This is a genomic window from Vibrio agarivorans (assembly GCF_030409635.1).
GTDB lineage: Bacteria > Pseudomonadota > Gammaproteobacteria > Enterobacterales > Vibrionaceae > Vibrio > Vibrio agarivorans.
Window position 1 is genome coordinate 315,088 of sequence record NZ_JAUFQF010000004.1, and the last position, 21,543, is coordinate 336,630.

Below are 21,543 nucleotides of genomic sequence, written 5' to 3' on the forward strand. Positions count from 1 at the left end.
CAAACTCCTACTAGGACTACAGTGGTTAATGGTCATCGACAAGGGTATGAAACCCAGAGTAAATCCTCGTGAAAGTCGTAAACCAACATAAAACGCCAAATACCCACGCCATCAAAGCAAAGTAGTTGGGAAATAGGCACATCAACACAAAACAGGTGATTGTTTCTGTTCCCTCAGTCAATCCACTCATGTAATACAGCGACTTTTGCTTATACACCGGATTATCAATGCCTCGCTTTCCGGCCATTACTGCGAAGGCGAGAAAGCTACTGCCAGTGCCAACAAATGAAAAGACTAAAAATGCCCCAGCAATGGCATTCATCTCAGGGTTAGCTAACACAAACCCAAATGGCACCATTGAGTAGAACAGGAAGTCGAGACTAATATCAAGAAAGCCCCCTGCATCCGTGATCCCTTGAATCCTCGCCAAAGCGCCATCTAAACCATCAAAGATCCGGTTCAACGCAATAAAAACTAAGGCCCAGGTATAGTGTTCTAGAGCCAATAACGGCAATGCAAGGCAGCCCAACGCAAAGCCTAGCAAGGTGATTTGGTTCGCTTTTATCCCACGATGATCCAATTGCTTAGCGCACTGTGCTAGGGGCCAGCGAATAACTTTAATACTTAACCTATCGAGCATGAGTGTTCTCCCACGGCCATTTGAGCACGAGACTGCCTGTCGGAATGTCTTGCTCATCATGAGTCACCATTAACGCAGGAACATTAGCCGACTTAAGTTGCTCAAACACCCAGTCGCGAAATTGGCTGCGTAAGTTTTTGTCCAGCTTACTAAATGGCTCATCCAGCAACACCGCTTTCGGTTTCGCCAGTAACATACGAGCTAAGCTAACTCGTGCTCGTTGACCACCTGAAATCTGTACTGGCATTGAATCGGCGAGCTCTAACAAGCTAAGTTGCTCAAGAGCATGAAGGGCGAGCTCTCTGCGCTTTTCTCCTTTTACAGAGTTCGGTAATGCAAAGGCTAGGTTCTCCCAAACACTCAGGTGTGGGAAGAGCAAATCATCTTGAAATAAGATACCCACTTCTCTCAAGTGAGGTGATACCTTATCGATACGCTCATTGGATAAATATACCTCTCCAGAGAATCGAAATTCATCGGATAAATGTCCTGCAATCACATCAAGTAAGGTAGACTTACCACAGCCACTTGGCCCCATTAAAGTGAGGATCTCGCCAGCCTCAACCGAAAAAGAGAGATCTGAGAATAGCTCGCTACCATCTCGTTTAGAGATGGTGAGGCTTGTTAGAGACAGACTCATGAGTCAATAAATCCTTTTGTACTGGTCGCTGTTTTTTCATTGAAAGGCGACTAAAAACGATAGCAAAAGCAAAGAAAATCAACGGCAATAGGGCCTGCCATATTGCGTAAATCGCCGTCACACGGCGGTCAAATCCACTAGAGAGTGCGACGGCCTCAGTCGTCAACGTACTCACTCGACCAGCTCCTAGTACCAATGTTGGTAGGTATTGAGCTAAGCTCACACTGGCTCCGACCGCCCAAGCAAACAGCACCGCAGATCGCAGCTGTGGAAACTTAATCATAAAGAACACGGTGATCGGGTGTTTACCTAGACTCAGGGCAAGCCGTGTGTAGCCTGAGTGATAAGCTCGCCATGGGCCATCTAACGCTAGATAAACAAACGGAAAGGCAAAGAAAATATGTGACCAGCATACCCAAAGCCAGTACGCACTGCTTTGGACATGTAGTGTAACTACCTGCAAACCAAAGAGCAGCGATAGCTGTGGAATCAGCATAGGCACAGCTATCAAATAACCTGGGACTTGCAAACGGTACTTAATTCGATACTCGTGAGCGATAATGGCGAGAATCAATGCTACAGACGATGAGATAACCGCCAATATAAGACTTTGCTCAATCGTACCGACAATCCCCGCCCACTCATATTGCCAAAAGCTGAAGCTATAACGACTAGGCAGTAGATCAGGAAAACGCCAACGGTGTGCAACGCTCCAAAGCATCATCAAGGGAAGCATAAGGCCACTTATCGTCAGTATCACCCCAAATAGACTCAACCCTGGAAGATAAAGTCCATGACGTCCAGAATACTGCCAATATCGTAGTCCTTTAGTCACCAACCATTCTACAACTCGTTGTATGGCAATCACCCCACCAGCAATGACAAACAACAGCATTGCCCCTGCCGATGCACGCGGCAATAGCACTAGGTCTGGGTCGTTGAACCACTGCCAAACCAAAACCGCAAATGTAGGAGGATTAGTAGGCCCAATAATTAATGCAACATCAACAACCGACACACCGTAAGCCAATACCGCTAACAATGGAAACCGCATTTTAGTGAGCCATTGAGCAAACAGTGCCTTCCACCAAATATGGCGTTGTTTATAACCTAAGGAGAGCCCTACTCTCGTGACCTTCTCTACTTCTAACTGCTTGAGCACTGGTATGCTCATTAAGAGTAGAAATGGGATTTCCTTAAGGGTTAACATCACGATTAGACCAAGACCATATGGGTCTTTGACAAGTGTTGCTAAGCTTTGATCAACAGCATCATTAAGATCAATGCCGAACCACTGGAGCAGTGCTCTCGCCCCAAGACCTGTTGGAGCAAACAGAAATGCAAATCCAATCGCGTACGCAACATGCGGGATAGACAACAAAGGAGACAGGCACAATTCAATTCGCCTCCAACGACGTCCCCCCCACGAGCTTTGCAAAATAGAGAAAGCGGCTATACCAGCTAGGAGCGTACTGACTAAACTCGTGACGACAGTCAGCCGAATTGAAGTAAATACCCCCTGCCAAGAGAATAACTGTGTATAGCCATCAAGGCTAAACGAGTGCATTCCAAGTGGCGGTATATAACCTAAAGATGATAAGACAACCCCAGTGATACCTGGGATTGTCGGAACCATACAGAGAATAACTACGATTAAATAAGAAAGTCTTAACATCTATTCTTGTGTCGATTAAAGGCTATTGGCCGTAGCGTTTTAGCCACTCTTTCTCGATGGCAGCCTGCCAACTCGGATGTGGCTCGGCAATTGACTTGAACTGTTGCGTTTGTTTGGCACTACCTACCAGATATTGAGACTCAACAACGGCGGGGTCGCCCCACACATTCAAATCGCCTTTGCGAGACTGAGCTTCAGGGCTGATCAAAAAGTTAATCGCCACCAAAGCGCCTTCACCCGCACTTGCATTCCAAGGTATGGCTAAGAAGTGAATATTCGACAATGCCCCTGTTTCAAATGCGTAAGCCCGGGTGCTTTCTTCAAGCTTTCCCGAAGCTTGAGCCGAATACACGGCGTTAGGGTTAAATGTGATAGCTAGATCTAATTGACCATCATCCAGCAAGCGAATCATCTCCGCTGTCCCTGCGGGGAACTGCTTTCCTTTACGCCATGCAACCTGATGAAACTCATCAAGGTATTGCCACAAAGGTGCTGTCAGTGACTTAAAGTCACTCTCTTCAACGGGCTTTTGTAGATCAGGATGGTTATCAATCAGTTCGATAAGCAGCGCTTTTAAGAAACTCGTACCATGAAACTCTGGTGGTTTCGGGTAACTCAAACGGTTTGGAAACGCGTTGGCGTAACTGAGCATCTCTGCAAATGAGTTTGGTGGGTTATTCACTTCGGCTTGGTCATGAATAAACACCAACTGTCCAACACCCCAAGGCGCCTCAAGGCCATCGGTCGGCTCAGAAAAATCGACATCAATAGGAAGTTGCTTATCGATAAACTGCCAATTCGGTAGTGCCTGCGTAAATGGGCCAAACAACAGGTCATTTTGCTTCATGGATTTGAAGTTTTCCCCATTGATCCAAACTAAATCAACACTGCCGCCCTGATTTGTGTTTACCGCCTTTTCAGCGAGCAGTCTCGAGATGGTTTCAGCAATGTCCGTTACTTTAATGTGATTGAGAGTCACACCATACTGCTGCTGAAGTTGCTGGCCAGCCCATTGGATATAACGATTGATCTCTTGGCTACCTCCCCAAGCATGAAAGTAGACCGTTTGACCCTGCGCCTTCTCTTCAACTTGCTGCCAATTGATCTCTTGCGCGCTCAAAGAAAAAGAGACCGAGCAAGCTATTGAGGCTGCGAACAGTTTTTTCATAGTAACGTCCATTGTTATGATTTTGTTGTACAAAAGGAATAGTAATACTTCTAAAAACGCAGTAACAGAACAAAAGCCCATTTCTGCGCACATTCACTCACCAGACCTAGAAAGTGGTTAATTCCTTTCATATTTTTCCTACTCATATCAATGAGTCAAACTGAACCCATAAAAAAACCAGCCCGAAGGCTGGTTCTTAACTAAAGCTTTAAGGTGGATTATTCCCACTCGATCGTCGCTGGTGGCTTACCAGAGATATCGTAAACAACGCGAGAGATACCGTCGATTTCGTTGATAATACGGTTAGAAACCTTACCTAGGAAGTCGTATGGTAAGTGCGCCCAGTGTGCCGTCATAAAGTCGATAGTCTCAACTGCACGTAGAGAAACAACCCAGTCATATTTACGGCCATCGCCCATTACGCCTACTGAGCGTACTGGTAGGAACACTGTGAATGCTTGAGATACTTTGTGGTATAGGTCCGCAGCGTGTAACTCTTCAATGAAGATCGCATCTGCACGACGCAGTAGGTCACAGTACTCTTTCTTAATCTCGCCAAGAACACGAACACCTAGACCAGGACCCGGGAACGGGTGGCGGTATAGCATGTCGTAAGGCAGACCAAGCTCTAGACCGATCTTGCGAACTTCATCTTTAAATAGCTCACGTAGAGGCTCAACAAGACCCATTTCCATATCGTCTGGCAGACCACCAACATTATGGTGAGATTTGATGACGTGTGCTTTACCTGTCTTAGAAGCCGCTGACTCGATCACATCCGGGTAGATCGTACCCTGTGCTAGCCATTTAGCATTTTCTAGTTTCTTCGACTCTTCATCGAATACGTCAACAAACACGTGACCGATTGTCTTACGCTTGTCTTCTGGATCAGACTTGCCCTCAAGCGCGGTTAGGAAGCGCTCTTCAGCATCTACTTTGATAATGTTTAGGCCGAACTTGTCGCCAAACATATCCATTACTTGCTGACCTTCGTTTAGACGAAGTAGACCGTTATCAACAAATACACATGTCAGTTTGTCACCGATTGCACGGTTAACCAGCATAGCAACAACTGATGAATCAACACCACCAGACAGGCCTAGAATAACCTCATCGTCACCCACTTGCTCTTTGATACGAGCCACTGCATCTTCGATGATAGACTCAGAAGTCCAAAGACGCTCACAACCACATGCACCAAGAACGAAGTTCTCTAGCATTTGTAGGCCTTGTTTCGTGTGTGTCACTTCTGGGTGGAATTGAACGCCGTAGTATTTCTTCTCTTCGTTCGCCATTGCCGCGTAAGGACATGTTTCTGTCTCGCCAACTTTCACGAAGTCTGCTGGGATTTCTACAACCTTGTCACCGTGGCTCATCCAAACGTCTTGAGTCGCTTCAAGATCTTTGAAAATAGCTGATTCGCCAGATACGCTAACTTGTGCGTAGCCGAACTCACGCTCTTCTGAACTTGCTACCTTACCGCCTAGCTGCTCTGCCATTGTTTGCATGCCGTAACATACACCAAGAACAGGAACACCAGAATCAAATACATATTGAGGAGCGCGCGGAGAATTTTCTTCCGTCACACTTTCAGGGCCACCAGAAAGGATAATACCGTCTGGATTGAATTCACGAATATCCGCTTCTTCTACATCCCAGCTCCATAGTTCACAGTAAACACCGATCTCACGAACGCGGCGTGCGACTAGCTGAGTGTATTGCGATCCAAAATCTAGGATCAGGATACGTTGGTCATGAATATTTTTCGTCATTTTAGGCAGTCTTTTTAAGCTGGATTAAGAAAACGAGGCGAGTTTACTCGCCTCTCTTCAATGCTTCAAGGAAAAAAGCAAACGTTTTCGTCAGGTGTTTCTTATACAAAACAATTTAGTTTTGTAGAGAAATTAACCACGACGGTAGTTTGGTGCTTCCTTAGTGATTTGAACGTCATGCACGTGTGACTCAGCCATACCTGCACCAGAGATTCGTACAAATTCAGCCTTCGTACGCATATCTTCAATCGTTGCAGAGCCAGTCAGCCCCATGCTTGAACGTAGACCACCCATCTGTTGGTGAACGATCTCTTTTAGGCGACCTTTATATGCGATACGACCTTCGATGCCTTCTGGCACTAGCTTGTCTGCTGCATTATCAGTCTGGAAGTAACGGTCAGAAGAACCTTGAGACATTGCGCCTAGTGAGCCCATGCCACGGTAAGCCTTGTATGAACGGCCGTTGTAAAGAATCACTTCACCTGGCGCTTCTTCTGTACCTGCGAACATAGAGCCCACCATCACACAAGATGCACCCGCAACGATAGCTTTACAGATGTCACCAGAGAAACGGATACCACCATCAGCAATCACAGGAATACCATGCTCGTTTGCCACTTCTACAGCATCTGCAATAGCCGTAACTTGAGGAACACCTACACCAGTAACGATACGAGTTGTACAGATTGAACCAGGGCCAATGCCCACTTTAACGGCACTTACACCAGCGTCAATTAGCGCTTTAGCGCCTGCGCCAGTTGCTACGTTACCACCAACGATGTCTAGATCTGGGTATGCAGCGCGAGTTTCGCGGATACGGTTAAGAACACCTTCAGAGTGACCGTGAGAAGAGTCGATAAGTAGAACATCGATACCAGCTTCAACTAGAGCAGCAACACGCTCTTCGTTGCCCGCACCAGCACCAACAGCAGCACCAACACGTAGACGACCTTGTGCATCTTTACATGCATTTGGCTTACGCTCAGCTTTATGGAAATCTTTTGCTGTAATCATACCTGTAAGTTGGAACTCTTCGTTCACAACTAGGACTTTCTCAACACGTGCTTTGTGCATTTTCTCTTGAACTTCTTCACGAGTTGCACCTTCTTGAACCGCAGCTAGGCGCTCTTTTGGCGTCATTACTGCGGCAACAGATTGCGTTAAATCAGTAACGAAACGTACATCACGGCCAGTAATAATGCCCACAAGCTCTTTGCTTTCAGTCACTACAGGGAAACCAGCAAAGCCGTGTTTTTCAGTCAAAGCAACAACGTCAGCGATCGTTGCATCAGGGTTAACCGTTACAGGATCAGTAACAACACCCGCTTCAAACTTCTTAACTTTACGAACTTCAGCAGCTTGCTGCTCAATAGACATGTTCTTATGGATAAAACCAACGCCGCCTTCTTGCGCAAGTGCGATAGCAAGACGTGCTTCCGTTACGGTATCCATAGATGCAGAGATCATTGGGATGTTGAGGGTAATATTCTTCGTCAGCTGAGTGCGAAGATCAGCTGTGTTTGGGAGAACGGTGGAGTGTGCTGGCACAAGTAATACGTCGTCGAATGTCAGCGCTTCTTTGGCAATTCTTAGCATTTGCAATATCTCACAATAGGAAAGTAAATGGATTAACCCAAACTCATCGTTTCGCATAATGAGTCGCAGTGGCCTGCTTTGGATTAGATATTGCGGAGGGATTATACGGTCAACGCAATCGCTTGGCTACACATTTTTATATTTTTAATTTGCATTTACCCCCTTGATATGTAGTATATTGCCGCTAACTTCCATACTCATGTCTTGAGATTAGCCGTGCCTGCTGCGTCCAACCCAAACATTTTCACTGTTTCTCGTCTAAATTCTGAAGTTCGTTTACTGCTCGAAAATGAAATGGGCATCGTTTGGTTGGTAGGAGAAATCTCAAACTTTTCTGCGCCAGTCTCTGGCCACTGGTACTTCACCCTGAAAGACGCTCGCGCTCAAGTAAAGTGTGCGATGTTTAAAGGCAATAACCGCCGCGTTAGTTTTAAACCTCAATCCGGTCAGCAAGTGTTGGTTAAAGCCCGCTTATCTCTTTATGAGCCTCGTGGTGACTACCAGTTAATTATCGAAAGCATGCAACCCGAGGGCGACGGCCGCCTGCAACAGCAGTTTGAAGAGCTCAAAATGCGTCTTGCGGGTGAAGGGTTATTCGCACAAACCAACAAGCGTCCTCTTCCAGAACACCCAAGCCGTGTCGGCGTCATCACCTCGCAAACGGGCGCTGCTCTGTTTGATATTCTTGACGTATTGAAACGCAGAGATCCTTCATTACCTGTTGTAATTTACCCAACCATGGTACAAGGCGAAGGTGCTGCTATTCGAATAGCTCAAGCAATTGGTACAGCGAACGAGCGTAATGAGTGTGATGTATTAATTGTTGGTCGAGGCGGCGGCTCACTCGAAGATCTATGGTGCTTTAACGAAGAGATCGTGGCACGCACAATTGCAGCCAGCCAAATTCCGATTATTAGTGCCGTTGGGCATGAAATCGATGTAACGATTGCTGATTTTGTTGCTGATATGCGCGCGCCTACCCCTTCAGCCGCGGCTGAGTTGGTGAGCCGAGATAACAGCCATAAAACACAAAATGTACAAGTGCGCGTTAATCGCCTTTTTAATGCCACCAAGCTTTATTTCCAGCAGCAAAAACAAGCGATGACACACCTAGTTCATCGTCTTGAAAAGCAGCACCCTAGCTATCAGCTTGAGCGTCAATCTCAGCAACTAGATGATCTCGAGCGTCGTTTTCAACGAACGATGCAACAGTTTATTCTGCGTCGCCAAGATGCCCTTGAGCGCAAACAGACCCGTATTGAGCAAGCCTCGCCAACTCGGGTGATCAACTTGCAAACTCATCAACTGAATCGCGCAGAGCAAAAACTTATTGAGGCGATGAAGCGACAATTACTTGTCTCAAAACACCAAGTTGCGCTTGCGGCTGAGAAGCTCGATACAGTAAGTCCGCTAGCGACATTGAAGCGTGGTTATTCCATCACGCAATTAGACTCTGGTGAGGTGATAACCGAACAGAAACAAGTCAAGACAGGTGATGTGCTCATCACTCGATTGGCGGAAGGGAAAGTAACTTCTGTCGTTCAATAAAAGATGAGACAAGCGTGTTAATAACAAAGGGGCGATAAGCCCCTTTGTTCGTTCTAGCTCTCTTTGCGAACTCTCCGAGAACTCTTAGAGAACTCTCCGAGAACTACCTTTGTTCAAACTTAAACTGAACTCGTGATTTTGATTTGAGCTCGTTACACGTATTACAGAAATAGCTGGCTGCGCCGCACGCTTGCAGCTTTTCTAGCTGCGATGAGCAGTCAGGACAATTGCCAATTTTATTGTACTTTAGGTCACAAGCCTGGCACACATAGCCCGCATCCCACTTAAGTTCCGCTTGGCATTTAGGACAAATATTCTCTGTCATCTTAAACATCTCTCACAAAAACATACTGCCATTAAAGATACTGAATCCAATCCAAGATAAAATGATCTCAATCATGCAAAAGATCAAAGGCCGATCATCGGCATTTTCCAATGTGATCAGCGATCTGCCTCATTAAGAACATTTATATAACCACACACCGAAAGCATAAGTTACATATGCTGCATTTCAATTTTTAGCGACATAAAAATCCACAAAAATCCACAAATACCATCTCATGCAGGATTTTATGAAATGATCGATTTTTCACTATGCCGCTGTTACACAAGTACGCATTTCAATATTCTGAGCGTCTTTAACCGATAAAGTCACTGTAATCGCAGCATATTCAGTCAATGACTGAACATGTGTACCACCACACGGAATCACTGCTGGTGCTTCTTCTCCTAGATCACAATGCCAGTATCTAGAGTTAGTCAGTGCATTTCCTTGGCACTCCATAGCAACATCACTTCCCTTAGCTAACCATGTTGCCAATTGATCATTCACTTTCACGGCCAGTGTGTCGATATTATTCAGCATATCTGCACTGTTAAGGCCTCGTTTACGTAAAGTTTTGCCTAATCGATACTGATCAACACACAAATCTTCAAAAACAAAACTGGTCTCTTGAGCATAGCTGTTGAAGTCATAGTTGCCGTGCGGGTCTTTACGATCCGCTTTCTTACGCCAATAGCCGCCTTCAACCAGCACTTTATTGAGTGCTAGGTAAGCAAGATGCCCTGCACTATGGCCACGGCTTAAGGCTTGTTGATACGCTTTATCGACCTCTAGCTCTACCACACTACCTGCTTCAGGCCTCACTTCCTCATTGAGTACATGAACCACGACAAATGCCCAACCAAACTCGTCACGCTTTACAGGGATCGCTTTATCGACATGCAGCGCCTGAGTTGAGAGCTCTACCGCACCAACCAAACAATCCACTACTGAATAAGCATTTTCTTCTATTTTTATCTGTCCTCGGTCCGCAGGGTGATCTGGCCAAATGTGGCTCACTGGATGGAAAGGAGTTTGATCGGTGATTAGGTAAGTCTTTCCATCTTCATGCTTTACCAGTTGTACTTGAGCAGAGAGAGACCAAGTGTTGTGACAGAATTTCACCTTTGTTGGAGAAAGTTGCATATTAATTCCTTGCTATAAATGCAAAAAGCGCCATAGACCATCGTCTATAGCGCTTTTAATTCAATCGTAATTGACTATTTTTTGCGATTCTTCATCATGCCCATAAGCTTTTTACGCTTACGCTCTTGAGAAAGAGTCATCTTATTTGTTTTACCCTCAAACGGGTTTTCACTGCTCTGGAATTGGATACGGATCGGTGTACCCATGATCTCTAGAGACTTACGGTAATAGTTCATCAAGTAGCGCTTGAATGAATCTGGTAGCTCATTCACCAAGTTACCGTGGATAACGACGATTGGTGGGTTGTAACCACCAGCGTGCGCATACTTCAATTTCACACGACGACCACGCACCATTGGCGGTTGGTGATCTTCTGTTGCCATTTTCATGATGCGAGTCAGTACAGAAGTACCAACACGAGTCGTTGCAGACTTGTAGGCTTCTTGAACAGACTCAAACAAGTGACCGACACCTGTACCATGCAAAGCAGAAATAAAGTGAATACGCGCAAAGTCGACAAAACCTAGACGGCGATCGAGCTCTTTCTTAACGTGTTCTTTCACGTCCATATCAAGGCCGTCCCACTTATTAACTGCAATCACAATTGAGCGACCTGCGTTAAGGGCAAAGCCGAGTAGGCTTAGGTCTTGATCTGAAATATTCTCACGAGCATCAATCACAAGCAGCACAACGTTGGCATCTTCAACCGCTTTTAGGGTTTTAACGACTGAGAACTTCTCAACCGTTTCATTGATGCGTTTACGACGACGTACACCTGCAGTATCGATCAGTACGTATTCGCGCCCATCACGTTCCATCGGAATGTAGATAGAATCACGTGTTGTACCTGGCATGTCGTACACAACTACACGCTCTTCACCCAGAATACGGTTTGTTAGGGTCGATTTACCCACGTTTGGACGACCGATAATCGCAAGCTTGATCGGCTTTTCTTGCAAACGTTGATATTCCGCTTCCGCTTCTTCTTCGGTGTAATCAAGCTTTTCTTCTTCTGCGTCAACAAACTGAGTAAGATCTTCAATCTCACCTTGCTGTTCGATCAACTGCTCTGCAAATGGGTTAAGCGCTCGGTCGATCAATGCACTCACACCACGCCCATGTGCCGCTGCGATTTGGTACATTTGCTCAACACCGAGTTGCCAGAAATCAGCACTCGCCGCATCGGCATCAATACCGTCAACCTTGTTGACCACCAGCATGGATGGCTTTTCAATCTTACGTAGGTGATCGGAGATAGCGATATCTGAAGGCGTTAGGCCTGCACGGCCATCAACCATAAATAGCACCACATCAGCTTCGTCAATCGCCGCTAGCGACTGCTCTGCCATTTTGGTCTCTACACCTTCTTCTGTACCATCGATACCACCCGTATCAATCACGATAAATTCGTGTTCACCAAGTTTTGCTTGGCCGTACTTGCGGTCACGAGTTAACCCAGGGAAATCCGCAACCAATGCGTCGCGAGTACGAGTCAATCGGTTAAATAACGTTGATTTACCAACGTTCGGACGCCCAACAAGGGCAACAACAGGTACCATAATAACCTCTACACTATGTTCTCTCTGTAGTTATAGGTAACCACTTGCTTGTCTGTAAACCAGCGCGTTACCTATAACCACAAACACTAAAAGATGGAGTAATTTTCGTCCCTTATTTACTCGCTTTCAATAAAACGGCTCCTAACTGCAGAACAGCCAGGAGCCGAGTGTGAATAATATCACAAATTATTTGTTGATCGTCAGTTTCTTTATATCGCCATTACGAGTGACAATCACATAACCATCGTCAACAGCGACAGGACCAACTGCAAATCCGCTATCATCTACCAACTGTTTAGACACAAACTCACCCGTTTCGCGATCAATCCAGTACAGGTAACCTTCGGTATCACCGACCACCAAATAGCGTTCGATAATCGTTGGTGCGGTTAGCAAGCGGTGCTCTAGCTTGTCGTTAACCCATAGCTCGGTGCCACTGCGCGCATCAACAGCAACGAGGTGATCTTTGTCTGTCGCTAGGAAGATACTGCGGTTGTCTGTTGCAATGTCATTTGATGACGAATAAGGACGTTTCCAGATTGGCTGTCCAGAACGAAGATCAACACTGACTAAGTTGCCATTGAAACCGATAATGTACAGTGTACTACCAAGGATAATTGGCGAAGCATCTACGTCAACCAAACGATCAATCTCAGTCGCACCTTGCGGCATACCGATAGGTTGTTGCCAAATTAGTTGCCCGTTCTCTACAATCGCTGCAGCTAAACGGCCATTCGCTGTTCCCCAGAACACACCGCCAGAGACTGACGCTGGACGGCTGTCTCCACGTAGCGTTAGGTTTGGCACGTCCATACTGATCGCCCAGCGCTGCTCACCTGAGTCTTGAGCAAGAGCAATGAGCATTCCGCGAGCGGTATGCACGATAATCAAGTTACTTTCTGCAATCGGTGCAGCCAGTACTTCGCCTTCAACCTTAGCTCGCCATAGCTCTTCGCCGGTCTCTTCATCTAGCGCGATCACTTCACCGTTTTCGCTGCCGATAAACACCTTAGAGTAAGCGGCGAGAATGCCACCTGACAATAGTGCTGAAGTATCACCTTCCAGATCGGTCTGCCAAATCTGCTTACCACTTTCAGGCTCCATCGCACGAACTAAACCTTTACGGTTTGCTGCAAACACTTTGTCGTAAGCGTATTCCGGCGTTAGTTTTGAGAAGTATTGCTCTACGCCACTGCCAATCGAACTTTTCCACTGTTGCTGAGGAGAAAACTCATTCGTCACCTCTGGCACTGGTGCCATGATGATAGTGTCTTCTTCTCCCGCACATCCTGCCAAAATACCAATTGCCATTGCAGGCATCAGCACTTTGCGAAGCAGTTTCTTCATCAAAGAGTGTCCTTATTTCGCGAGATCGTCTAGCTTCATCTGAAGCGTTTGGCTGTTATCGGCAGATTGTTGCGCTTCAGAGTATGCTTGGTAAGCAGCGTCTTTATCACCCGAGCGTAGTAAGATATCACCACGTAGCTCAGCAACACGGCCAGCCCAATCACTATGAGTTAACGCATCTAGCTCGCTCAATGCTTCTGTATCTTTACCCTGCTCAACCAACACTCGCGCAACGCGATATGTCGCAACTGCAGTCAGTGCAGTATCTTTTGAATTCGATTTTGCCCAGTTCAACTGCTCTAAAGCCGCATCTAACTCACCAGCTTCCACCTGCACTTTTGCGAGTTGAAGCGCTGCGAGCGTTGCGTACTCTGAGTCACTGTTAGCCGTGATAAAGCTCTGTACTGTATCTTGTGCATCTGCACCTTGCGCTGCAAGTTGCGTGACCGCTGTAGTGTAAGCATCTGAAGCCGCTTCTTGTGCTTCGATGACAGAGTCTTGATAAAAGCGCCAACCTAATAGGCCACCGATACCAACGACCGTACCTAAAATGACGGCCTTACCGTTTTCCTTCCACCAATCCTTAATGGCTTCTACTTGTTGTTCTTCGCTATCGTAGAGTTCCAACGTCTTATCCTCTTTAAATCTATGCGAGAAGGCAGTAACAACTGCCTTCCTAAATTATGTTGGTCATTAAACCAGTTGTGTGAGCTTTTCTACAGCATCTTGTTGTGTAATTGTGGACTGCTCACCACCAACAAGGTCTTTTAATACCACTGTACCATCAGCCACTTCGTTCTCGCCTAACACAAGCGCGACAACCGCACCCACTTTATCGGCACGCTTAAACTGTTTCTTGAAGTTGCCGCCACCGAAGTGATTCATCACACGAAGGCCTGGGATCTGTTCGCGTAGCTGTTCTGCTAGCTTCATACCCGCCATCATTGTGCCTTCACCTGCAGTAACCATGTAAACATCCACACTGCGACGTACGTCGGTAAGTTCTAATGTTTCCATCATCAGCACGAGTCGCTCTAGACCCATCGCAAAACCGACGGCTGGCGTTGGCTTGCCGCCTAACTGCTCAACTAAGCCATCATAGCGACCGCCACCACAGACTGTGCCCTGTGCACCTAGGCTCTCAGTGATCCACTCAAACACGGTGCGGTTGTAGTAATCGAGGCCACGAACCAAACGTTCGTTAACCGTATATTCGATGCCAGCAGCGTCTAGAAGTTCACAAAGACCAGCAAAATGTTGCGTCGACTCTTCGCTCAAGTAATCAGAAAGACGCGGCGCATCACCAAGGATAGCTTGCACGTCAGGGTTCTTGGTATCTAGCACACGCAGTGGATTAGTATGCATGCGACGCTTACAGTCTTCATCAAGTACTTCTTCGTGCTGCTCGAGGAAAGCAATTAAAGCGGTGCGGTAGTTAGCGCGATCTTCAGTTGAGCCAATAGAGTTCAGCTCAAGACGCACATGCTTCTCGATACCAAGCTCACGCCATAAGCGTGCGGTCATCATGATAAGCTCAGCGTCAACGTCAGGGCCATTAAGACCAAATACCTCAACACCACACTGATGGAACTGACGGTAACGACCTTTTTGTGGACGTTCGTGGCGGAACATTGGTCCCATATACCACAAGCGTTGTTCTTGGTTATACAGTAAACCGTTTTCGATGCCAGAGCGCACACAACCTGCAGTCCCTTCTGGGCGCAACGTCAAGCTATCGCCATTTCGGTCTTCAAAAGTGTACATCTCTTTTTCAACCACGTCGGTCACTTCACCGATCGCGCGGCTAAATAGATGCGTCATCTCAACGATTGGCATGCGAACTTCGTTGTAGCCGTATGCACTGATTACGTTTTTAACTGTACCTTCCACTTTCTGCCAAAGTGGAGATTGCGTTGGGAGGCAATCGTTCATGCCTCGAATTGCTTGGATTGTTTTTGCCACAATACTTACCGTAATGTCGTTGAGATTAATTTGATTCGATATGTTTAACGTCGATACGATTATCGCTATCGAGCGTTGCCGCTTTAGCGCGGATTTTCGCTTCGAGTTGATTGACTAGATCGTCGTTATCAAAGCGTTCTTTTTGGCGCTTACCATCTTCATAGAAAGCGCTCTTTTTGTTACTACCTGCAAGACCTAGATGTGAAACCTCGGCTTCACCTGGGCCATTCACCACACAGCCAATGATAGAGACATCCATTGGGGTAATGATATCTTCTAAACGCTGCTCAAGCGCGTTGACTGTGCCAATCACATCAAACTCTTGACGCGAGCAGCTTGGACAAGCAATAAAGTTGATACCGCGAGAGCGAATACGTAGAGACTTGAGAATATCAAAGCCCACTTTAATTTCTTCTACTGGATCAGCTGCGAGAGAAATACGCAGCGTATCGCCAATTCCTTCCGCGAGAAGCATACCAAGGCCAACCGACGATTTTACTGCACCCGCTCGAGCACCACCAGCCTCTGTAATACCAAGGTGTAGTGGCTGATCAATTTTTTGTGCTAGCAATCGGTATGAATCAACCGCAAGGAAAACATCTGATGCTTTAACGCTGACTTTGAATTGATCGAAGTTCAGTCTATCGAGGATATCAACATGACGCATCGCAGACTCAACCAGTGCTTCTGGCGTTGGCTCGCCGTACTTCATCTGGATGTCTTTTTCTAAAGAGCCGCCATTAACTCCGATGCGAATTGGGATATTTTTGTCACGCGCGCAATCGACCACCGAGCGAATACGGTCTTCTTTACCAATATTGCCAGGGTTTATACGCAAACAATCCACGCCATATTCCGCTACTTTCAAAGCGATACGGTAGTCGAAGTGGATATCAGCAACCAAAGGAACGTTAACTTGTTGCTTGATCTGCTTGAAGGCTTCCGCCGCATCCATTGTAGGAACGGAAACACGCACGATGTCTGCGCCGACATTTTCAAGTGCGCGGATCTGTGCAACGGTTGCATCTACATCCGTTGTACGTGTGTTTGTCATTGATTGAACGGCGATTGGCGCACCATCACCAATAGGCACATCGCCCACATAAATACGCGTTGATGGACGACGCTTGATCGGAGATTCGTATTGCATAATGTTTACTATGGTAAGGTGATTCTTGCTACTTTACCTGCAGTATACCCAGAAAGGTCGACTGGTTCACTCGCAAAAGTGATAGAAACATTCTGAGGTGCTCCTAAAACGAGACTGTAGCTGCCTTCTTGATCAAAATCGAGGACTTCACCCGCACTCTTGGTGCCAATCGCAAGTGTCTTGCCAGTCGCATCTTTTACTTGTAACCAGCAGTCACCGTCAAGCGTAATACGCAAGCGTGGCAGGGCTTGTGGCTCTGTCACAACAACGTCTTCAACCGCTAGCTCATCAGTACCACTCACCGCTTCATCCAGCAGTTCATCAACAACGGCAGGCGCATCAACCAAGGACTCTGTTGTGCTTGTCATGCTATCTTCCGTTGTAGGAAGTGCAGTCACAGTGTCATCTACTGATACTGAAGGGGTTTGGCTATCAGTAACAACAACCTCTTCGAGGCTCGGTAACGTTTCCGTAATTTCAGTGACTTCTGTTGCTGGTGTACTTTCTTGTACTTGCTCAAGCTCACTATTATCACGCTCGTTGAACCACCAAAGAACAGAGATACCTACAATGGCAATCAAAATACCCCAGGTCATCAACATAATGCGACTGTCATGCTTCTCTTTGTTGGTTTTCTTCGAGAAGCTGTGCATTTCCTGTTCTTTGCGTTGTGTTGAGTCGCAACCATCTAAAGCTCCCATAATCTCGCTTTCTGGGATGCCGACTAACTTTGCGTAATTACGAATATAGCCTCGTGTAAAAGTGGCGACTTGCAGTTGAGAAAAGTCATTGTTCTCAAGTTTTTTAATCACAGAAACCTTGAGGCATAAACGATCCGCCACCTGCTGCTGAGACCAACCAAGCTCTTGTCGCTTAGTTTGTAAAAGTATGCCTGCTTGTACTTGCGGGGTGTCAACGACACCCGTTTCTTCATTTGTCATCGAGAATCTTATTTAAGTTGGTCTATCCGGAGGTAATATCGTTATTTTTTTTCGTGACCCGAACAGAGAGTGTGCTTTAGTCAGTATAACCGCGTTAAGTTACAAAATAGCCAATAGACGAGACTGCGGTTGAATAAACTTACAATTATCTATTTCATTCTAATAGATATTAGTCATGAAACAACATGACTTGCGGGCAGAAATTGACTACTCATCAATGTTTTTTCAGAAAACTGACATTTTTTAGCCATCATAATGTGAAAAACCAGGTCTTTTGACCTGGTTTTTCAATTATATAGCGATTGCGTTACATGCTTTTCACATCAATCGTTTCGCCTTTGGCCACTCGATTAATTTGAGTACGCTTAGTTCTATCAATCACATCACCGACTAACTGCCCACATGCAGCGTCAATATCATCACCGCGAGTTTTACGCACAGTAACGGTATGATCATATTGCATCAGTGTCTTTTGGAAGCGATCAATACGAGAGTTACTTGGTTTCTTATATGGCGAACCTGGATATGGGTTGAACGGGATCAAGTTAATCTTACAAGGCGTATCTTTTAGAAGTTCTGCCAGTTCACGAGCATGGTCCATGTCATCGTTAACATGATCAAGCAACACATACTCAATCGTCACTTTTCCGCGGTTTGCATTTGAAGTAGCGATATAACGGCGAACCGATGCTAAGAAGTCTTGGATATCCCAACGATCATTGATTGGCATGATTGAGCTGCGAAGCTCATCGTTTGGTGCGTGCAATGAAATTGCCAAAGCCACATCAATCTGACCCGCCATCTGATCTAGACCTGATACTACGCCAGAGGTTGATACCGTCACACGGCGTTTAGACAAACCAAAGCCAAGATCATCAAGCATAATTTCAAGCGAAGGGATCAAATTCTTCATGTTAAGCAGAGGCTCACCCATACCCATCATCACGACGTTGGTGACTGGACGACGCCCAGTCTCTTTTTCTAAGCCAACTTCACGTGCAGCACGCCAAACCTGACCAATGATTTCAGAGACTTTTAGGTTACGGTTAAAACCCTGCTGAGCCGTTGAGCAGAACTTACACTCAAGCGCACAGCCTACCTGTGAAGATACACAGAGGGTTGCGCGGTCATCTTCTGGTATATAAACCGTCTCAACATCCTGACCACCGACACGCATCGCCCACTTGATGGTACCATCGGCTGAATGCTGCGCATCAGAAACCACGGGAGCAATCACTTCACATTTCTGATGAAGCTTCTCGCGCAGTTTCTTGTTAATGTTCGTCATTTTATCGAAGTCATCGATACCAAAATGGTAAATCCACTTCATCACTTGGTCAGCACGAAACGCTTTCTCGCCTAGTTCATCCGCGAAGAATGCTCGCATTGCCTTGCGATCAAAATCGAGTAGATTGATTTTTTCTGTGGTCATATGGCCTCTCAAATGACAGAACACGAAATAAGGGCGCGAATTGTACAGCCTTTATGCGACTTCAACAAGTCTTAGGCTTTAATCACACGGTAAGTCATTGATTAGCTATATAAGGGAACATAAAGAAAGCCCCAAGCTAAGCTTGAGGCTTGAAGACAGGTCGTCTTAGTTGCGCGGGTAAATCTCTGCGCTTGGGAAAAAGAACTCAATCTCACGTGCTGCAGATTCTGGACTATCAGACCCGTGTACTGAGTTATGGCGCATGCTTAACGCGTAATCCGCGCGAATGGTGCCACAGGCCGCTTCTTCTGGGTTAGTTTTTCCCATCAGCTCACGATAACGGCAAATTGCATCTTCACCTTCTAGCACCTGAACCATAATAGGGCCTGATGTCATAAAGGCTTTCAAATCTTCGAAGAATGGTTTGCCTTCATGCTCTGCGTAGAAACCGCTTGCTTGGTCTTCATTTAGGTGAAGCATTTTCGCTGCTACGATCTTTAGACCCGCTTTTTCAATGCGGTGATAAATCTCACCGATCAAATCACGCTTCACGGCATCCGGTTTAATGATAGAAAATGTTCTTTCTAAGGCCATAAATTTTCCCTTTGACTGTTCTGTTTTTACTTCTTATTTTGCTGCGTCAGTTAACACACGCGCCAGTGTTCGCACACCAACACCGGTTGCGCCCGCTGACCACTTGTCTGTTGGTGACTTACGATAAGTTGCTGCGCAATCAAAGTGCAACCAACCTTTTTTGTAATCATCAACAAAGTAAGACAGGAACGCGGCAGCTGTACTTGCCCCTGGTACATAGTCACCACTTGCGATATTTGAAAGATCAGCAAAGCTAGATGGCAACATTCCACGGTGGAAGTCAGCGAGAGGAAGAGGCCACAAACCTTCTTTCTCTTCTCTTGCAGCGGTTAGCGCTTGATGAGAGAGCTCATCATCGAAACTCATCAACGCATGGTAATCATTTCCTAGGGCATTTTTTGCAGCACCCGTTAGCGTTGCACAGTCGATAATTAGCTCTGGTTTCTGCTCACTCGCGTAAATCAGGCCATCAGCCAATACCAAACGACCTTCGGCATCAGTGTTCATGATCTCGACAGTTTTACCATTTTTGTAGGTAATGATATCGCCTAGCTTAAGAGCACGACCTGAGATCATGTTCTCTGCACAACATAAAATGAGCTTAACGCGCTTATTTAAGCCACGTTGAATGGCAAGCCCAAGACCACCGGTGATGGTGCCAGCACCACCCATATCCGATTTCATCGCTGTCATGAAGTTAGAAGGCTTGATACTGTAACCGCCAGAGTCAAACGTGATGCCTTTACCAACTAGACAAGCAAACACAGGTGCATTCTCGTCACCCGTTGGGTTGAAATCTAACTGTAGCATTGCCGATGTGCGTTCAGAGCCACGACCAACCGCAAAAATACCTTGCCAATTTTCAGCCAACAGATCCTTATCTTTGACTATTTTCGCGGTCACTGTACCTTTCGGAGCAACAGACTTAATGTATTCTGCAGCCATCGAAGCCAATTGGCGTGGTGCAACTTCTTCTGCTGGCTTGTTGATGATATCGCGAACAAAAGTGGTGGCGTTAACACGAGCCTCAAGCTCATGCTGGTCAGCTTCGTTTAACGGTTGCCATTCTAACGTATTGGTCTTTTTAGGGTTCTCATACCCTAGATGAAAAGCCCATACTGACTCAAGATCCCACCCTTCACCTTGCAGTGATACAGAACGGATGCCTTGGCTGTCGAGCTTGCGTGCGGCACGTTGAATAACACCAAGATCGTGGGTTTGATCTTGATGGATGATGGTTGCGTCTTCCGTAAATGAAATGATTGCCTTGTCACCCCACTGCTTTGCAGCAGGTGCTTGGCTTAATTGAACTAACATCTGGTTAGACATAGTCTCTCCTTGTCTTGCAGCCTCATTACGCTGCTATTTTTCGTTTTGCCTTGGGATGTTAGCATTATGTACCGCTTAAGTGTCAATTAGATAAAAAAAGCGAGCACTCAGGCTCGCTTTTATGGCTCAAGGCACCATTTCTAGTCGAATTCATCCATCCAACACAAAATGACAGCCTCTAAAATTTTTTCATTACAGTGATTTGGGTCATCATCAAACTCTTCCAGTTCCATTATCCACTGACGCAAATCGGTAAAACGCACAGTTTTAGGATCCGTCTCGGGAAATAGGTCACAAAGCTCAATTGCGATATCTCGTGAATCAGTCCATTTCATATCATCATCCTTCACTCATTCAATCACTAAAGAATCAATCGGTCGATTAATGGTCTTCCGACGCATGGTTTAGCGTGTACTTAGGGATCTCAACAACAAGATCCTCGTCAGCAATTTTAGCCTGACAACCGAGGCGAGATTCTGGTTCTAAACCCCAGGCTTTATCCAACATATCGTCTTCTAGCTCTTCGCTCTCTTCAAGGGAATCAAAGCCTTCTCGCACAATAACGTGACACGTGGTGCAAGCACATGACTTTTCACATGCATGCTCAATACCGATACCATTTTTTAGTGCAACATCCAAAACCGTCTCACCAGTATCCGCTTCCAATACAGCGCCTTCAGGGCAAAGGTCTTCATGTGGTAAAACAATAATCTTAGGCATAA

The 21,543-nt window shown here is 46.1% G+C and carries 20 protein-coding genes; 1 reads left to right on the forward strand and 19 read right to left on the reverse strand.

Annotated elements, in window-relative coordinates; translation table 11 throughout:
• Nucleotides 1-25: 25 nt before the first annotated feature.
• The 6 genes from QWZ05_RS09825 to guaB form a co-directional block, all read right to left on the reverse strand.
• Nucleotides 26-640 carry a CDP-alcohol phosphatidyltransferase family protein gene (locus QWZ05_RS09825; protein ID WP_264874864.1) on the reverse strand — a complete coding sequence of 205 codons (615 nt, stop codon included), beginning with the start codon at nucleotides 638-640 and terminating at the stop codon, nucleotides 26-28.
• The gene (locus QWZ05_RS09830) at nucleotides 630-1,280 is read right to left on the reverse strand and encodes an ATP-binding cassette domain-containing protein (RefSeq protein ID WP_264874863.1); all 651 of its coding nucleotides are present in this window, start codon (nucleotides 1,278-1,280) and stop codon (nucleotides 630-632) included. The genes QWZ05_RS09825 and QWZ05_RS09830 overlap by 11 nt, the downstream gene beginning before the upstream one ends.
• On the reverse strand, nucleotides 1,246-2,955 hold the full coding sequence (locus QWZ05_RS09835; RefSeq protein WP_290298223.1) for an ABC transporter permease: 1,710 nt from the start codon (nucleotides 2,953-2,955) through the stop codon (nucleotides 1,246-1,248). Before QWZ05_RS09835 ends, QWZ05_RS09830 begins: the two co-directional genes overlap by 35 nt.
• Nucleotides 2,956-2,977: 22 nt before the next feature.
• Nucleotides 2,978-4,123: an ABC transporter substrate-binding protein gene (locus tag QWZ05_RS09840; protein ID WP_264874861.1), complete on the reverse strand. Its 1,146-nt coding sequence runs from the start codon at nucleotides 4,121-4,123 to the stop codon at nucleotides 2,978-2,980.
• 218 nt (nucleotides 4,124-4,341) lie between these two features.
• Nucleotides 4,342-5,895 carry a glutamine-hydrolyzing GMP synthase gene (gene guaA, locus QWZ05_RS09845; protein ID WP_264874860.1) on the reverse strand — a complete coding sequence of 518 codons (1,554 nt, stop codon included), beginning with the start codon at nucleotides 5,893-5,895 and terminating at the stop codon, nucleotides 4,342-4,344.
• 132 nt (nucleotides 5,896-6,027) lie between these two features.
• The gene (guaB, locus tag QWZ05_RS09850; protein WP_289962023.1) at nucleotides 6,028-7,491 is read right to left on the reverse strand and encodes an IMP dehydrogenase; all 1,464 of its coding nucleotides are present in this window, start codon (nucleotides 7,489-7,491) and stop codon (nucleotides 6,028-6,030) included.
• A gap of 294 nt (nucleotides 7,492-7,785) precedes the next feature.
• Here guaB and xseA point away from each other — a divergent pair, with 294 nt between their 5' ends.
• Complete coding sequence (gene xseA, locus QWZ05_RS09855; protein WP_390216868.1) at nucleotides 7,786-9,039, forward strand: exodeoxyribonuclease VII large subunit; 1,254 nt, start codon at nucleotides 7,786-7,788, stop codon at nucleotides 9,037-9,039.
• Nucleotides 9,040-9,142: 103 nt separating this feature from the next.
• Here xseA and QWZ05_RS09860 read toward each other — a convergent pair whose 3' ends face one another.
• From QWZ05_RS09860 to fdx, 13 genes are all read right to left on the reverse strand, one after another.
• Nucleotides 9,143-9,364: a zinc ribbon domain-containing protein gene (locus QWZ05_RS09860; protein WP_264874857.1), complete on the reverse strand. Its 222-nt coding sequence runs from the start codon at nucleotides 9,362-9,364 to the stop codon at nucleotides 9,143-9,145.
• A gap of 267 nt (nucleotides 9,365-9,631) precedes the next feature.
• A complete protein-coding gene (locus QWZ05_RS09865) occupies nucleotides 9,632-10,507 on the reverse strand; it encodes an alanyl-tRNA editing protein (RefSeq protein WP_264874856.1) in 876 nt (291 codons plus the stop codon).
• A gap of 74 nt (nucleotides 10,508-10,581) precedes the next feature.
• A complete protein-coding gene (der, locus tag QWZ05_RS09870) occupies nucleotides 10,582-12,066 on the reverse strand; it encodes a ribosome biogenesis GTPase Der (protein WP_264874855.1) in 1,485 nt (494 codons plus the stop codon).
• Nucleotides 12,067-12,252: 186 nt separating this feature from the next.
• Entirely contained in the window at nucleotides 12,253-13,413 is a 1,161-nt protein-coding gene (gene bamB / locus QWZ05_RS09875) for an outer membrane protein assembly factor BamB (protein WP_264874854.1), read from the reverse strand.
• Nucleotides 13,414-13,425: 12 nt separating this feature from the next.
• The gene (locus tag QWZ05_RS09880; protein WP_264874853.1) at nucleotides 13,426-14,040 is read right to left on the reverse strand and encodes a YfgM family protein; all 615 of its coding nucleotides are present in this window, start codon (nucleotides 14,038-14,040) and stop codon (nucleotides 13,426-13,428) included.
• 66 nt (nucleotides 14,041-14,106) lie between these two features.
• Nucleotides 14,107-15,375 (reverse strand): histidine--tRNA ligase, encoded by a 1,269-nt coding sequence (hisS, locus tag QWZ05_RS09885; protein WP_264874852.1) that lies wholly within the window; start codon nucleotides 15,373-15,375, stop codon nucleotides 14,107-14,109.
• Between the two features lie 25 nt (nucleotides 15,376-15,400).
• Nucleotides 15,401-16,525 (reverse strand): flavodoxin-dependent (E)-4-hydroxy-3-methylbut-2-enyl-diphosphate synthase, encoded by a 1,125-nt coding sequence (gene ispG / locus QWZ05_RS09890; RefSeq protein WP_264874851.1) that lies wholly within the window; start codon nucleotides 16,523-16,525, stop codon nucleotides 15,401-15,403.
• Nucleotides 16,526-16,533: 8 nt separating this feature from the next.
• A complete protein-coding gene (locus QWZ05_RS09895; RefSeq protein ID WP_264874850.1) occupies nucleotides 16,534-17,466 on the reverse strand; it encodes a RodZ domain-containing protein in 933 nt (310 codons plus the stop codon).
• A 307-nt stretch (nucleotides 17,467-17,773) separates the two neighbouring features.
• Nucleotides 17,774-18,898 (reverse strand): dual-specificity RNA methyltransferase RlmN, encoded by a 1,125-nt coding sequence (gene rlmN, locus QWZ05_RS09900; protein WP_264874849.1) that lies wholly within the window; start codon nucleotides 18,896-18,898, stop codon nucleotides 17,774-17,776.
• A 165-nt stretch (nucleotides 18,899-19,063) separates the two neighbouring features.
• A complete protein-coding gene (gene ndk / locus QWZ05_RS09905) occupies nucleotides 19,064-19,492 on the reverse strand; it encodes a nucleoside-diphosphate kinase (RefSeq protein WP_290298232.1) in 429 nt (142 codons plus the stop codon).
• 33 nt (nucleotides 19,493-19,525) lie between these two features.
• On the reverse strand, nucleotides 19,526-20,821 hold the full coding sequence (gene pepB, locus QWZ05_RS09910; RefSeq protein ID WP_290298235.1) for an aminopeptidase PepB: 1,296 nt from the start codon (nucleotides 20,819-20,821) through the stop codon (nucleotides 19,526-19,528).
• Between the two features lie 140 nt (nucleotides 20,822-20,961).
• A complete protein-coding gene (gene iscX / locus QWZ05_RS09915; RefSeq protein ID WP_264874846.1) occupies nucleotides 20,962-21,156 on the reverse strand; it encodes a Fe-S cluster assembly protein IscX in 195 nt (64 codons plus the stop codon).
• A 46-nt stretch (nucleotides 21,157-21,202) separates the two neighbouring features.
• Entirely contained in the window at nucleotides 21,203-21,541 is a 339-nt protein-coding gene (fdx, locus tag QWZ05_RS09920; RefSeq protein ID WP_264874845.1) for an ISC system 2Fe-2S type ferredoxin, read from the reverse strand.
• Nucleotides 21,542-21,543: the final 2 nt, after the last annotated feature.